At 68.3% G+C, this 13,285-nt stretch carries 13 protein-coding genes; 8 read left to right on the plus strand and 5 right to left on the minus strand.

Annotation, left to right across the window (positions count from 1 at the left end; translation table 11 throughout):
* The first annotated feature begins 84 nt into the window (after positions 1–84).
* Positions 85–1,113 (plus strand): YihY/virulence factor BrkB family protein, encoded by a 1,029-nt coding sequence (locus SBI80_RS05210; protein ID WP_318973324.1) that lies wholly within the window; start codon positions 85–87, stop codon positions 1,111–1,113.
* Here SBI80_RS05210 and SBI80_RS05215 read toward each other — a convergent pair.
* A complete protein-coding gene (locus SBI80_RS05215) occupies positions 1,110–1,799 on the minus strand; it encodes a helix-turn-helix domain-containing protein (protein ID WP_318973325.1) in 690 nt (229 codons plus the stop codon). The two genes, SBI80_RS05210 and SBI80_RS05215, sit on opposite strands and share 4 nt — an antisense overlap.
* Entirely contained in the window at positions 1,796–2,920 is a 1,125-nt protein-coding gene (locus SBI80_RS05220; protein WP_318973326.1) for a substrate-binding domain-containing protein, read from the minus strand. Before SBI80_RS05220 ends, SBI80_RS05215 begins: the two co-directional genes overlap by 4 nt.
* Positions 2,921–3,129: 209 nt before the next feature.
* On the opposite strand from SBI80_RS05220, the gene SBI80_RS05225 reads away from it, so the two are divergent.
* The 5 genes from SBI80_RS05225 (at position 3,130) to SBI80_RS05245 (ending at position 8,769) form a co-directional block, all read left to right on the plus strand.
* Positions 3,130–4,287 (plus strand): autoinducer 2 ABC transporter substrate-binding protein, encoded by a 1,158-nt coding sequence (locus tag SBI80_RS05225; RefSeq protein WP_318973327.1) that lies wholly within the window; start codon positions 3,130–3,132, stop codon positions 4,285–4,287.
* A gap of 71 nt (positions 4,288–4,358) precedes the next feature.
* Positions 4,359–5,870, plus strand: coding sequence for a sugar ABC transporter ATP-binding protein (locus tag SBI80_RS05230; protein ID WP_318973328.1), 1,512 nt, complete (start codon positions 4,359–4,361; stop codon positions 5,868–5,870).
* On the plus strand, positions 5,867–6,889 hold the full coding sequence (locus SBI80_RS05235) for an ABC transporter permease (protein WP_318973329.1): 1,023 nt from the start codon (positions 5,867–5,869) through the stop codon (positions 6,887–6,889). Before SBI80_RS05230 ends, SBI80_RS05235 begins: the two co-directional genes overlap by 4 nt.
* Positions 6,886–7,968 carry an ABC transporter permease gene (locus SBI80_RS05240; RefSeq protein ID WP_318973330.1) on the plus strand — a complete coding sequence of 361 codons (1,083 nt, stop codon included), beginning with the start codon at positions 6,886–6,888 and terminating at the stop codon, positions 7,966–7,968. The genes SBI80_RS05235 and SBI80_RS05240 overlap by 4 nt, the downstream gene beginning before the upstream one ends.
* Positions 7,969–8,001: 33 nt before the next feature.
* Positions 8,002–8,769, plus strand: a complete 768-nt coding sequence (locus tag SBI80_RS05245) for an SDR family NAD(P)-dependent oxidoreductase (RefSeq protein WP_318973331.1) — start codon at positions 8,002–8,004, stop codon at positions 8,767–8,769.
* A gap of 6 nt (positions 8,770–8,775) precedes the next feature.
* Here the strand turns inward: SBI80_RS05245 and SBI80_RS05250 are convergent, their stop codons facing one another.
* Positions 8,776–9,201 (minus strand): nitroreductase family deazaflavin-dependent oxidoreductase, encoded by a 426-nt coding sequence (locus tag SBI80_RS05250; RefSeq protein WP_318973332.1) that lies wholly within the window; start codon positions 9,199–9,201, stop codon positions 8,776–8,778.
* A gap of 167 nt (positions 9,202–9,368) precedes the next feature.
* On the opposite strand from SBI80_RS05250, the gene SBI80_RS05255 reads away from it, so the two are divergent.
* The gene (locus SBI80_RS05255; RefSeq protein ID WP_318973333.1) at positions 9,369–9,605 is read left to right on the plus strand and encodes a hypothetical protein; all 237 of its coding nucleotides are present in this window, start codon (positions 9,369–9,371) and stop codon (positions 9,603–9,605) included.
* A gap of 48 nt (positions 9,606–9,653) precedes the next feature.
* On the opposite strand, the gene SBI80_RS05260 is transcribed toward SBI80_RS05255, so the two are convergent.
* A complete protein-coding gene (locus SBI80_RS05260; RefSeq protein ID WP_318973334.1) occupies positions 9,654–10,559 on the minus strand; it encodes a hypothetical protein in 906 nt (301 codons plus the stop codon).
* Between the two features lie 293 nt (positions 10,560–10,852).
* Here SBI80_RS05260 and SBI80_RS05265 point away from each other — a divergent pair, with 293 nt between their 5' ends.
* Positions 10,853–11,662: an adenylate/guanylate cyclase domain-containing protein gene (locus SBI80_RS05265; protein WP_318973335.1), complete on the plus strand. Its 810-nt coding sequence runs from the start codon at positions 10,853–10,855 to the stop codon at positions 11,660–11,662.
* A gap of 7 nt (positions 11,663–11,669) precedes the next feature.
* Here the strand turns inward: SBI80_RS05265 and SBI80_RS05270 are convergent, their stop codons facing one another.
* Positions 11,670–13,169: an AMP-binding protein gene (locus SBI80_RS05270; protein ID WP_318973336.1), complete on the minus strand. Its 1,500-nt coding sequence runs from the start codon at positions 13,167–13,169 to the stop codon at positions 11,670–11,672.
* Positions 13,170–13,285: the final 116 nt, after the last annotated feature.

Raw genomic sequence — 13,285 nt, forward strand, 5'->3', positions numbered from 1 at the left:
ACCGGGCCGAGGAGATTGGCATCGGTCGTCTCCGGGTATCTCCGCAGCGCAGCAGTGTGCCGTACTCGACACGTGGAGACCCCGATGATGGCTTGGCTGGATGGGTTTCAGCGCCGTCACCCCGCCGTGGGTTTCCTCGTCGCCGTCATCTACAAGTACGTCGACGATCAGGGAGGCTATCTCGCCGCCCTGATCACCTATTACGCCTTCGTCTCATTGTTCCCTGCGCTGCTGCTGTTGACGACCGTGCTCGGCGTCGTCCTGGTAGGTCATCCCGAACTGCAGCAGCAGGTCGTGCACTCCGCGGTGGCTCAATTCCCGGTCATCGGTGATCAATTGGGCCGGCCGCAGGGACTCAGCGGTGGCCCCATCGGCGTGACGATCGGCATCGTCGTCGCGGTGTACGGCGGACTGGGGGTCGGTCAGGCGGTGCAGAACGGAATGGACACGCTGTGGGCCGTCCCGCGCAACGAGCGACCCGACCCCCTGCGGTCGCGGCTGCGCAGCCTGCTGTTGCTGCTGCTGTTGGGCGGCGGGTTGGTCGCGACCACGGCGCTGTCCGCGGTGGCGCATGCCTCGCAGTCGTTCGGGGTGCTCGGCACGGTGGCCACGGTCGTCGCGGCGGTGGCATTGAACTCCGGTGTCTGCCTCGTCGCGTTCCGCGTGGCGACGGCACGGGCCGTGTCCTACCGGCAGATCGCTCCCGGTGCGGTGGCCGCGGCGATCGTGTGGCAGCTGCTGCAATGGTTCGGCGCCGTCTACGTCTCGCACGTGGTCAAGAGTGCGAGCGCCACCAACGGTGTGTTCGCTCTGGTGCTCGGCCTGCTGGCGTTCCTGTACCTGATCGCGACGGCACTGTTGCTGTGCGCGACCGCCAACGTCGTGGCCGCCGATCGTCTCCATCCGCGCGCTCTGCTGACGCCGTTCACCGACGACGTCGAACTGACCGGAGGGGACCGCCGAACATATACCGGCCAAGCGAAGGCGCAGCGTGCCAAGAGCTTTCAGCGAATCGAGGTCGCCTTCGACGGGCCAACCGGTCACGACGCCGAGTCCTCCGATGGGCAGCCACCGTTGGTCGAACCGGCGCCGGAAGGATCGAAGGGGAGCTAGTCGTCGTTCGCGGCGGCATGTAGGGCGTTGGCGGCCTTGCGGATCGCCGAGTCCGCCCACCGGTCCGGCACGTGCAGGGTGAGCGCCAGCCGAGTTCCGCTGACCGCGCACGCCAGTTGGTGGCCGACGCGTGCGGAGTGGGTCGCGTAGACCCGACGTCGACGTGGGAGTCGCACGGCGAGGCAGCGCGCGACGTCCTCCTCGGTGAGCCCGAGATGAGCGGTGGCCGATCGGAGTGCCTCGGCTGCCTCGGCGGCCGTCATCGTCGAGAGGATGGCCACGGCGCCCGCGCACGCCAGGGCGCTGGCCCGCTGTCCGGGGCGCGGTGTCAGCGGCAGCGGGTGGCGGCCGGGGCGAACGTCGACGAAGACGACCTGATTGCCGAACACGCGAGTGAGGGAGACGGTGTGCCCGTCCAGATCAGTGGTGGCACAAGCACGGAAGACGCGGTGTGCGACGGCGTCGGGATCTGACAACTCGGCCCAGCGCGGACCCGCGTGCAGTCCGCCGTCCCGGTCCCGACCAATGAGGCTTACGTCCTCCATCGTGCTTAGGAGGTCGGCGACCGAACTCTTGGGCAGTCCGATCACACCGCTCAGGGCTGCGGGGGTGGTGGCGACACCTGAGGTGATCGCGTCGAGGATGCGAGCCCCGCGATGAACGGCCGGACTCCGCGGTCCGCTCATCCCCACGGCTGATACTCCGCCGCGTTGCGGGCATCGATCAGACGGGGGACCAGGTAGCGCGACGGCCGGGCCAGGCGTGCGCCGCCGTGCAGGGCACTGCCGATGTCCATCGCCGCGCGGACGAGGGCGGCCGGGTCCTGGGTGGCGGTGGCGATGATCGGTCCCCCCGCGCGAATCTGCTCGACCGCACCCTTGGCGCCGTCGACCCCGACGATGGGCGCCACCAGCCCTCGGGTGGCGAGCACGTGGGAGATGCCGATTGCGATCTGGTCGTTGCTGGCGAAGAAGCCGTCGATGTGGGAGTGGGTGGCCAGGATCTCCTCGGCCGCACGTTCCCCTGAGGGCGCGTCGAGTTCGCCGTAACTGATGGCGATCACCGTCAACTCGGGATGCGGGGCCAGCGCGGCCAGGAAGCCCGCGATTCGATCGGAGTTCGCGGTGATCGGGATGCCGCCGACGACGGCCACCCGCCCCCGTCCGGCGAGTGCCGCGGCGAGGGCGGACCCCGCTAGTGAACCTGCCTTCGTATTGTCCGTCGCGACGACGGCGTCGGCGCCGCTGACGGCAGACCCGATGGCGACCACCGGAATTCGCGCGGCATGGGCGCGCGCGCACGCTTCCTCCAGGCCCTCGGTGGCCACGGGTTCGACGAGGATGAGGTCGAGGCCGGCCTCGACGAATTCCAGGATCTGCCGGGACTGGCTCTCCTTGTCCTCCTTGGCGGCATGCACGCGCAGCCGGGCCCCGAGCCGGCCGGCCTCTGCACGCAGGGCCTCGATCTCGGCGAGGAAGAAGCTCTCGTCGAGTGGATAGCTGAATCCGATGTCGTGGACCGGTCCGCGTTGCGCCCGGGCCACCGAGCCCAATTCGTATGCGCGCGAGCCCAGTACGTAGGTGCCGTCGACGCCGCGCGAGAGCAAGCTCTCCGAGGTCATGGCATGGCAGATGCCCATCACGCTGCTCTTGGGATGGCCGGTGCGGGTCGTCAACTCGGCGAGGGTCATGGGCCGGCCCGCGTCGCAGACGATGCGCAGGATCTCCGCCGCACGCGTCAGCGCGGGGACACGTCCCCGAACGTGGCTCTCGGGAAGTTCATTGGTCCCGGCCCCTGGGTCCGACACCGGCTCAGCGTAGACGATCGACGAGCGCTGATCGTGGTGGTTGGCGCGTCGCGGTTCCGTCGAGCCCCGGCAGGCGGGGTCGACGTGAAATCGCAACGGAGCCAAACGCACTGCGGCCGAGGTGGATCGGCGTTGTTGACAACGTCACAACCGAATGCCTAGTGTGTGTTTCATCACTCGACGGCTGGTTCGAAATTTGAAACGCATCCGTGAGTGTTCGCCTCGCTGCGTGGGTCTCGGACGGGGTGCACGTAGTCGACGTCGACGGGGCGTGGGCGCGTGATCAGCCCAGGCCCGAGGAGAAGTCGATGGCGATTTCCCACCGTCTCGTCGGTGCGATCAGTGTCGTGTTGGCCGTGGCCATGGTTACCGGCGGGTGCACCAAGAAGGATTCGAACGGTCCCTCGACGTCCGGTGGTGCCGGTTCGTCACAGGCCAGCGGTGCTTCCGAGGGCAAGGTCAAGGTGGCGTTCGTGCCAAAGCTGCAGGGGTCGCCGTACTTCGAGGCCATGGACACCGGCGCCAAGCAGGCAGCCGGCGACCTGGGTGACGTCGAGTGGCTCTACCAGGGGCCGACGTCCGCCGACGCCGCCGCGCAGGCCCAGATCGTTCGGTCCTTCATCCAGCAGAAGGTCGACGCGTTGGTGATCGCTCCGAACGATCCCGATTCGATGGCGCCGCTGATGAAGCAGGCTCAGGACGCCGGCATCAAGGTGCTGACCGCCGACACCGACGCTCCGAACTCCGTGCGTCAGGCGTTCGTCAATCAGGCCACCGCCGAGGGGATCGGCAACACCACCGCCGAGACGCTGATGAAGGCGATGGGCGGAAAGGGCAAGTGGGCCATCGTGTCCTGCGGCGAGACCGCGGAGAACCTGAACTCGTGGATCGCGGCCGAGAAGGCCTACGTCTCCGCCAAGTATCCCGAGGCCGAGCTCGTCGACGTGGTGTACTCCGGTGAGGATCAGGCCAAGGGCACCCAGATGGCGACCGACCTGATGAGCGCGCACCCCGACCTGAAGGGCCTGCTCGGGCAATGCACCACCTCGGCCGTGGGCGTCGCCCAGGCGGTCAAGGACGCCAACAAGATCGGCCAGGTATTCACGGTCGGCATCGGCACGCCGAAGTCGATGAAGCCGTACCTGGCCGACGGTTCGTCGTCGGGCTCGATCCTGTGGAACGTGCAGAACCTGGGTTACCTGACGGCATGGGCGGGCGAGCAACTCGCGAAGGGCAAGACGTTCGAGGCGACGAACAAGGTCAACGACCAGATGCCCGCAGTGAAGTGGGACGAGGCCAGCAAGACCCTGGTCCTCGGTGACCCCCTGCTGATCACCACCGAGAACGTCGACCAGTTCAACTACTGACCGTCGGCCCGGCTGCGCGCCAAGGCTTCGTCGCGCAGCCGGGTCGCGGATTCGCTGCCATGGGAGACGTCATGCCGGAGGCCTCACGGCTGACCCTTGCCGGGGTCGCCAAGAATTACGGCGCGGTCAAGGCGATCAAGCACGCCGACATCGAACTGCAACCGGGGCAGGTTCACGCCCTGGTGGGGGAGAATGGTGCCGGCAAGTCGACGCTGATCAAGATCATTTCCGGGGCCACCACGCCCGATGCTGGTGCCATGAGCTACGACGGGCAGCCGGTGTCGATCGCCTCGACGCTCGATGCCATCACGCTCGGTATCGCCACGGTGTACCAGGAACCGCAGCTGTTCGCCGAGCTGACCGTCGCCGAGAACGTCTTCATGGGGCGGGAGATCGTCACGGGTGGCCGGGTCGACTGGGCGGTCCAGAACGAGCGGGTCGTCGGGCTCCTCGAGGCGCTGGACCTGCCCGCGAAACTGGCCACGGCAACCGTCGGCAGCCTGTCGGTGGCGACGCAGCAGCAGGTGTCGATTGCCAAGGCCCTGGCGGGCAAGTGCGGCATCCTCATCCTCGACGAGCCTTCGGCCATCCTGACCGACGCCGAGATCGAGGTGCTGTTCGGCATCATCCGGCGGCTCGCCGACGACGGCGTCGCGATCGTGTACATCTCGCACCGGCTCGACGAAGTGGTCAAGATCGCCGACCAGGTCACCGTCATGCGCGACGGCAGCACCATCGGCACGTATCCGATCGCCGACGTGTCGGTGCGCCGGATGGCCGAATTGATGGTGGGAGAAGCGCTTTCCGAACAATCGGGACCCCGTGCCGTCCCGGCCGGCAAGCCCGTCCTCGAACTCAAGTCCCTCGCCAGGGCGGGTTCCTTCCACGACGTCAGCCTGCGACTGGGTGCCGGTGAGATCCTGGGCCTGTACGGACTGGTCGGATCCGGTGTCGCCGAGATCGCCGAGTGCATCCACGGCCTGGCCAGAGTCAGTTCCGGTGAGATCCTGCTCGAGGGGCGCGCCATCGCGCCGCGCTCGCCGCGGCAGGCTGAGCGCGCCGGCATTGCGCTGCTGCCCGCCAACCGCAAGACCGAAGGGATGTTCTCCTTTCAGTCCATTGCGTTCAACGTCTCCATCGGGCACCTCCGAAAGCTCTCCTGGGGAGGGACATTCGTCGATCGCCGGCGGGAGCGCACGGTGGTCAAGGACCTGATGAAGCGGCTGTCGGTGCGCGCGGCGAACGAGGATCAGGCCGTCGGAACGCTGTCCGGTGGCAACGCTCAGAAGGTGATGCTCGCCCGGCAGCTCGTCGAGCGGCCCAAGCTCCTGCTGCTGGCCGAGCCCACCCAGGGCGTCGACATCGGCGCCAAGGAGGAGATCCACCGCATCATCACCGAGCTCGCCGACAATGGGACGGCGGTGCTGGTCGTCACCTCCGATCTACAGGAGGCGCTGCGGATCACCGATCGACTCCTGGTAGTGCGCGCCGGCACGCTCGCCGCGGAGTTCGGTCCCGACGCCCGGCAGGTCGACGTCCTCGCCGCTGCCGCCGGTGACCGCGAAGGAGCCGCGAATCCGTGAGTACCGCAATCGATCCCAACGCCGCGCCGAGTGCCGAGCCGGTGCGCACCCAGGGCCGCGTCCTGCCCGCACCGGTGACGGCTGCCGAACTCGCCCTGATCGCCGTGCTGGTGGTGTTGTGGATCGGCCTGGCGTTCGCGACGCCCGCCTTCCTCAGCGCGGGTTCGGTCATACCGCTGCTCGTCGAGGTGGCGCCGGTGGCCCTCATCGGCATCGGCATGACGTTCGTGATCATCACGGGCGGCATCGACGTCTCCGTCGGCGGCGCCATCATGGTCTGTTCGGTGGTGACGGCGAAGCTCATGCGTGACCAATCGCTGCCGCTGCTGGGGTGTCTGGTGGTAGCGGTGGCCACGGGTGCGGTCCTCGGACTCGTCAACGGGGCCCTGATCGCCTACGGCCGCGTGCACGCCATCATCATCACCTTCGGTACGGCGAACCTCTTCCTGTTCATCGGTCTGCAGATCTTCGCCTCGCAACCGGTCAGCGGCATGCCCAATACGCTTGCCTGGTTCGGTCGCGGCGTCGACGGCCGCACCCTGTCGGTGCCGCACAGTTTCGCGATCACAGTCGTCATCGCCGCGGTGGCGTGGTGGTATCTGCGCCACACGCCCGGTGGGCGGCACTTCTTCGCCGTCGGCGGTGACCCGGTCGCCGCGCGCCTGGCCGGCATCAGGGTGCAACGCCGGATTCTCGTCGCCTACGTCGTCACCGGGTTGCTCGTCGGGCTCGGGTCCATCTTCACCCTGGCCAAGGGCACCTCCAGCCTCGACCAGTCCGTCGGCTCCGGGCAGGAGCTCGCCGTGATCGCCGCGGTGGTAATCGGCGGCACCTCGATCATGGGCGGGCGCGGTTCGGTGCTCGGCACCGTACTCGGTGCGCTCCTCGTCCAGACGGTCAAATCCGGTGTCACGCAACTTGGTTGGCCGTCTCAGCTGTCCGATCTGTTCGTGGGCATCTTCATCGTCGTTGCCGTGGGAACGGATCTGCTGCGCCGTCGCACCAGGAGGGTTCAGTGAGCGTCGACACCGCAACCCCCGCCGCCGAGAAGTCGACCGGCCGGCGCTGGCCCGACCGCCTCTGGGAGGCGATCCTGACCCAGCGGATCGTTCTGCTCGGCGGGCTCATCGTGGTGGTCGTGGCGTGGTTGTCGTACCTGAGTGCCAACGGATACCTCAGCGGGGACTACGACTTCGACTACATGTCGGCCAGCCTCATCGACGCGGTGCCGCTGGCGCTGCTTGGGTTCGCCGAACTCGTCGTGATCGTCTCTGGGCGGGGTGGCATCGACCTGTCGGTCGGGGCGATGGTTTCGCTCGTCGGAATGATCTTCGGGTTCGCCTACGGCAAGTGGGGATGGCCGTTGTTGGCAGCCGTCGCACTGGCGATCGTCGTCGGTGCGGCGCTGGGAGCGATCAACGGGTTCCTGGTGGCGCGCATCGGCTTCCCCGCGCTCATCGCGACGTTGGCCACCTACTACGCCTATAAGTCCATCGCCTTGGTCATCAACGGGCAAAAGCCCATCAACAGCGCCCAGATCCAGGATCTCTACCCGCTGACCGGTTCGGTGAGCGTCCCGGTCATCGGTGACTACATCCCCGACGTGCCGCTGGGCGTGTTCACCTTCCTGGCCCCGGCGCTGATCGTGCTGTGGCTCGCTCTGGGCCGTGGCACCTTTGGGCGCCGGCTCTACGCCGTCGGGACCAACGACGTGGCGGCACGGTGGGCCGGCGTGAACGTCGGAGGCACCCGGATGCGGGCCTACGTGTCGTCGGGCGTGCTCTCCGGCCTGGTCGCGGTGTACATCACCGCCGAGTTCGCTTCGGCCCGGCCAGATTCCGGCACCTCCGGCAACGGCTTGGCGCTGCCCGCGATCACCATCGCAGTCCTCGGGGGCGTCGCAATCACCGGCGGCATCGGTCGGCTGGCCGGCGTGCTGCTCGCCACGTTGCTCATCGTCTGGCTCAACGCGGGCATCATCCTGTACTTCGAGGGCAACACCGGCACGCAGTTCCAGCTGCTCGCCCTCGGCGTCGTGTTGATCTCGTCGGCTCTGCTCAACGGGTTCACCTCCCGCAGATTCCGCGGCGCCGACTAGCGCCGACCTGGCTGTACGGAAACGGAGACATTCATGACAGTCCTCGATGCGTTCGCGCTGACCGGGAAGCGCGCATTGGTGACCGGTGGCAACCGCGGCCTCGGCTTGGCCTTCGTCAGGGGACTCGCCGAGGCGGGAGCCGACGTCGTGTTCGTCTCCCGCGACGCCGAGCGCAATGAGGCCGCCGTCGCCACCCTTGCCGAGGAAGGGTTGTCGGTCCGGGCGTTCGAGGTCGACATCACCGCCACCGACGGACCCGACGCGGCGATCCGCGGGGCCGTCGAACGGCTGGGCGGGCTGGACCTGCTGCTCAACAACGCCGGGCTGGCGATCCACAAGCCGGCCTTGGAGATCACCGACGAGGAATGGGACCGCGTCTTCGACGTCAACACGCGATCCCTCTGGCGGTTGAGCCGAAGTGCGGGCGCGTACATGAAGGAGCACGGCGGCGGCAACATCCTCAATGTCGGGTCGATCAGCTCCATCATCGTCAACCGGCCACAGTGGCAGCCGTCCTACAACGCGTCCAAGGCCGCCGTGCACCAGCTGACGAAATCCCTTGCGGCCGAGTGGGCGCCGTATGGCATTCGGGTCAACGCGATTGCCCCGGGTTACGTCAAGACCGAGATGGCGCCGGTGGATCGACCCGAGTTCCGCCGGCACTGGATCGAGGACGCGCCGATGCAGCGCTATGCCCTACCCGAGGAAATCGCACCCACCGTGGTCTACATGGCGTCGGACGCATCGGCTTTCATGACCGGTTCGGTGGTCGTCATCGACGGTGGTTACACCGTCTACTGAGTCGAGTCAGCCGGCGCGCTGCAACTCGATGACGGGGATGACGCGCGTCGTCTTGCGCTGGTAGTCCCCGAACTGTGGCTCGACGGCAACCTGTTTGGCGTACACGTCGTCGCGCTCCTGGCCGGTCAGCACGCGCGCGGTGACGGGCAAGGTCTCGGTACCCAGTTCGATGACGGTGTCCGGGTTGGCCACCAGGTTGTGATACCAGTCGGGGTTGGTGTCCGCGCCGCCCTTGCTCGCGAAGACGTAGACACGGTCTCCCTCCACCAAGGGGACCAGAGGAGCGATGCGCTCCACGCCCGACTTCGCTCCGACGTGGTGGACGAGGACCAGTGGCTTGCCCTCGAAGATGCCACCCGCCGTGCCGCCGGTCTCGCGAAATTCGCTGATGACCCGGCGGTTCATCTCGTCGAAGTCGATGCCTTCGGTCATGGAGATCTCCCGTTCGCGCGCTGTCGTGTGATCTTCGTCGTCAGCGGACGCGGGGCCGTGAATATTCCCGGCCGGCGATCGGGGTTGTTTGGGATCGCAACGAACGTGGAATAAGCTTACCTAGGGTAACGATGCGTTGCCTCCATACGCTTGAGGAGACGAGGATCATGAAGGTCAAGGACGTCAAGCTCTTCGCCGTCGTCGGCGGCAGTGCCGCGGTCACGGCAGCCGCCCTCGGGGTGGCAGTCCTGCAGGGACCGGCGAGTTCGGTCGCAGGCGACATGCAGACGGGGGCCACCATCACCCAGAGCGCCGCCCCGAGCACCGCGCCGCAGGAGGTGGCCACGCCTCAGATCAAGGGGCCCGCGCCGCTACCGTCCGAGGAGCAGGGCCTGCCTGGCTGACGTCGACCAACCTCATCGGACCGCCACCGTCCGCTCGCAGCCTCCTGGTCAGCGAGCGGACGGCGCTGTCTCGGCAGCCACCGGCGAGTGATTTGCGGCGCCGAACGCCGCCACCGCGATGGCCCCGCCGACCGCGGCGATGAAGGCGAGCACGACCAACCAGCCCAGCCCGGGCGCCGAGGTGTCGCCGAGCAGCAGCACGCCGACGATTCCCGGCACCACCGTCTCGCCGGCGACCAGAGCCGCCGAAGCCCCGGTGACCGATCCGATCTGAAGCGCGACGGTGAACAGGTAGAAACCGCCGACTCCGGCGACCACCACGGCCCACGCCGCGGGGTCGGTGAGCAGCACCGCGGGCCGCAGCGGATCGACACCGTCGACGATGCGCACCGCGACGGCCAAGGCGCCGAACAGCACGCCCGCAACGAGCCCGGCGGCGACGGCGCCCCGCGCGCCGAGTAGCCGCAGCAGCATCACCCCGGCAAGCGCGAACACCACCGAGAACGCCAACACGCCCCAGTGCACCGCGTCCGTCGTCACGTCGCCACCGACGTGGCCGGCGGTCAGCCCGAGCACGCATAGGGCGACGACGACGGTCACGATGGCCAACCAGTCCCGCAGGTGCAGGCGCACCCCAAGGACGACGACCCCGAGAACGGCCGTCACCACCAGGTTGGCGCTCATGATCGTCTGGGACAGGAACAGCGGTATCAGTCTGGCCGAGACGATGCTTCCCACGAAGCCGACGGCGTCGAGCGCCATGCCGGCGAGGAAGGCCGGCGTCAGCGCCGCCCGGATCGTCGCGGCAAACGACGGCGCACCCGTCGTGCCGACGGTGCCCGGCGTCAGGGCGGCATCCTTGGCGGCCGCGCTGCGCGCACCGTAGGCCTGCAGCACCGATGCGGTGCCATACCCGAAACAGGCCAGAAGGGCCGCAACGATCCCGATCAGCACGGGTCGCCGCCATTCGATGATCGGCGAGTCAGTGCGCCGGTGTAGACAGTCATTGGTTGCCAGTATCGCCGGTCGACTCGTGACACCGTCGCCAATCCGGTGAACGGAATCCGTACCGCTGCGGCTTCCGGCACCCCCGCGCCGTGGCCGATGGCCAACGGCGGCGACTCGCAATGGGATTCGTGAGTGACGAAGGTGTTGGTGCTGCGCCGAGATGCGCGGTGGTGACTGCGTCGAGGTGGACCGCGGAAGCTGCGCCGTCTCGTCCTAGGGGCTGTCGCTACCATCACTCGGTGACGACACTGGTTCTGTCGGTTCTGCTCGCGCTCGCGGTCATCATCGCCGTCACCCTGGGGGTCCTGCTCATCGTCACGTCCCGGCGGCTCGCCGATGCGCGGCGCCGGCTCGAGCGAGCCAGTCGACCGCAGTCGGGCCGGCGCCGCAGACGACGAGGGCTCGCACCGTTCGCCATCCGCAAGACGTGGAAGACCGCCGAGATGTTGCGCGTCAAGGGCATTGGGGCAACCGTTCGCAATTCCATCGAAGATCTGGCCGGCTGGGCCAGCGTCGAGCGACCCGATCTCGCCCGGTTGACCGCAGACGGCAACGTGGTCGTGGTGTTCTCCGACATCGAGGGCTCCACCGAGCGCAACGAGGAGCTCGGCGATCGCGAGTGGGTGAAGGTGCTCCAGCGCCACGAGCAGCTCGTCAGGTCCTCGGTCGATGGCCACGCCGGCCACGTCGTGAAGAACCAGGGCGACGGGTTCATGCTCGCCTTCGGCGATCCCCGTGACGCGCTTCGATGTTGCGTCGAGGTGCAGCAGGCTCTGCGCCAACGCCCGCAACGCTGGCAGAACATCAAGGTGCGCATGGGAATTCACATGGGACCCTCGGTGCGTCGGGGTGACGATCTGTTCGGCCTCAACGTCGCGATGGCCGCCCGGATAGCCGGCCACGCCGAGGGCGGTGAGATCCTGATCAGCGACGCCGTGCGCGCGGCGATGGGTCGGCTCGACGGAATCACGGTGACCGAAGCCGAGCTCGTCGAGTTCAAGGGCATCACCGGGGCCTACCAGGTCTACCCGGTCGCCCTCGAGGCGTGACGGTGGGCTACTCCGTCCCCACCCGTTCGCGGGCGTAGCGCCGCACGGCGTCCTTGGCGACCTTGCCGTTGCTGGTCATGGGCAGCGTGTCGACGAACAGGACGTGCCGCGGCCGCTTGAACGCCGTGAGGCTCGAGCGGACGTGCCCGATCAGCGACTCGGCCGAGGGCCGCGCGCCCGCACGCGCAACGACGACCGCGCAGATCGCCTCACCCCAGTACTCATCGGGCACGCCGACCACCGCGACCGCCTCGACGCCCGCGTGGGTCGAGAGCACGTCTTCGACCTCGCGCGAGGAGACGTTCTCGCCACCGGTGATGATGACGTCCTTGCACCGGTCCACGACCACCAGCCGACCCGCGGCGTCGATCCGCCCGAGATCGCCCGTGCGCAGCCAGCCGTTGGTGGTGGTCGCGCCGTCGGGCCAGTAGGCCGTGGCGACCTGGGCGCCGCGCACCAGGATCTCACCCACGTCGTCGGCATCCGCGTCGATGCGGATCTCGACGCCGGCATGGGGCCGGCCCGCGGTGGCGAGCACGTCGGCGTCACCCGCGGCGCCGGCACGGTGCTCGGCCGGCCCGAGGAACGCCACGTTGCCACCGGTCTCGGTCATGCCGTAACCCTGGTGGAAGTCCACGTCGAGCCGGACGAGCGCCCGGCGCAGCAGATCGGCGGGTATCGCGGCCGAGCCGTAGGCCACGTCGCGCAGCGTCGGCAGCGCGATTCCCGTCTGCTCGAGATGCGTCAACAGCGCATGCAGCATGGTCGGCGCGAGCGAACACGACGTCACGCCGTGTTCGGTCACGGCGTCGACGAACGCGTCGGGTCGGAACGCCGCCATCGGGATGACGGTGGAGCCCGCGGAGTGGTGCACCAGCATGTTGTAACCCGCGACGTGGCACATCGGGAAGGGCAGCAGATACACCCCGCCGGTGCGCACCGATCGACCGGCCACGGTGCCCCGCACCGCGGCGACGATGGACCGGTGAGTGTGCACGACACCCTTCGGCGTCCCGGTCGAACCGCTGGTGAACAGGAGCCAGGCGAACGCATCGGGATCGACCTCGGACTGGTATTCGGCCGAATCCCGTTCCAGGCGTAGCCATCGCGGGTCGTCGAAGGTGACCACACGCTCAAGCGAGGGGATCTGCTGCACGACGTCGGGCACTTCGGTGAGGTACCGCTCCTCGCCGAGGAGCACCGTTGGTGCCGCCGCGGCGAGCTGCCCGAGTCGCTCACCGGGGCTCAGCCGTTGATTGATCAACGCCAGGATGCGGCCACTGCGGGGCACGGCGTAGTAGAGCCGGGCGTAGGAGACGCGGTTGTCGGCGATGACCGCCACTCGGTCGCCGGGCGCGGTGTGGGCGTCGACCCAGGCCGCGACGGCGCCGATCTGGCGGTCGAACTCCGCGAACGTCACCGCGGTGCCATCGGCATCGACGAGAGCGGCGCGGTGGGGCGCCGTGGCCGCCGCCGACGCGAGCAGTCCGTGGATGAGGTCGCTCACGAAGGCCGAGGGTACTATCCGGTCGGAGTCCTCGGCCGGGCGCACGAGCGGTGAGCGACCCTGCCGCTCGTTACGGCCCGTTTACGCCGCGACCCCGATTGGAAAGACCCTCGGGG

Source organism: Mycolicibacterium sichuanense (assembly GCF_033741125.1).
Lineage (GTDB): Bacteria > Actinomycetota > Actinomycetes > Mycobacteriales > Mycobacteriaceae > Mycobacterium.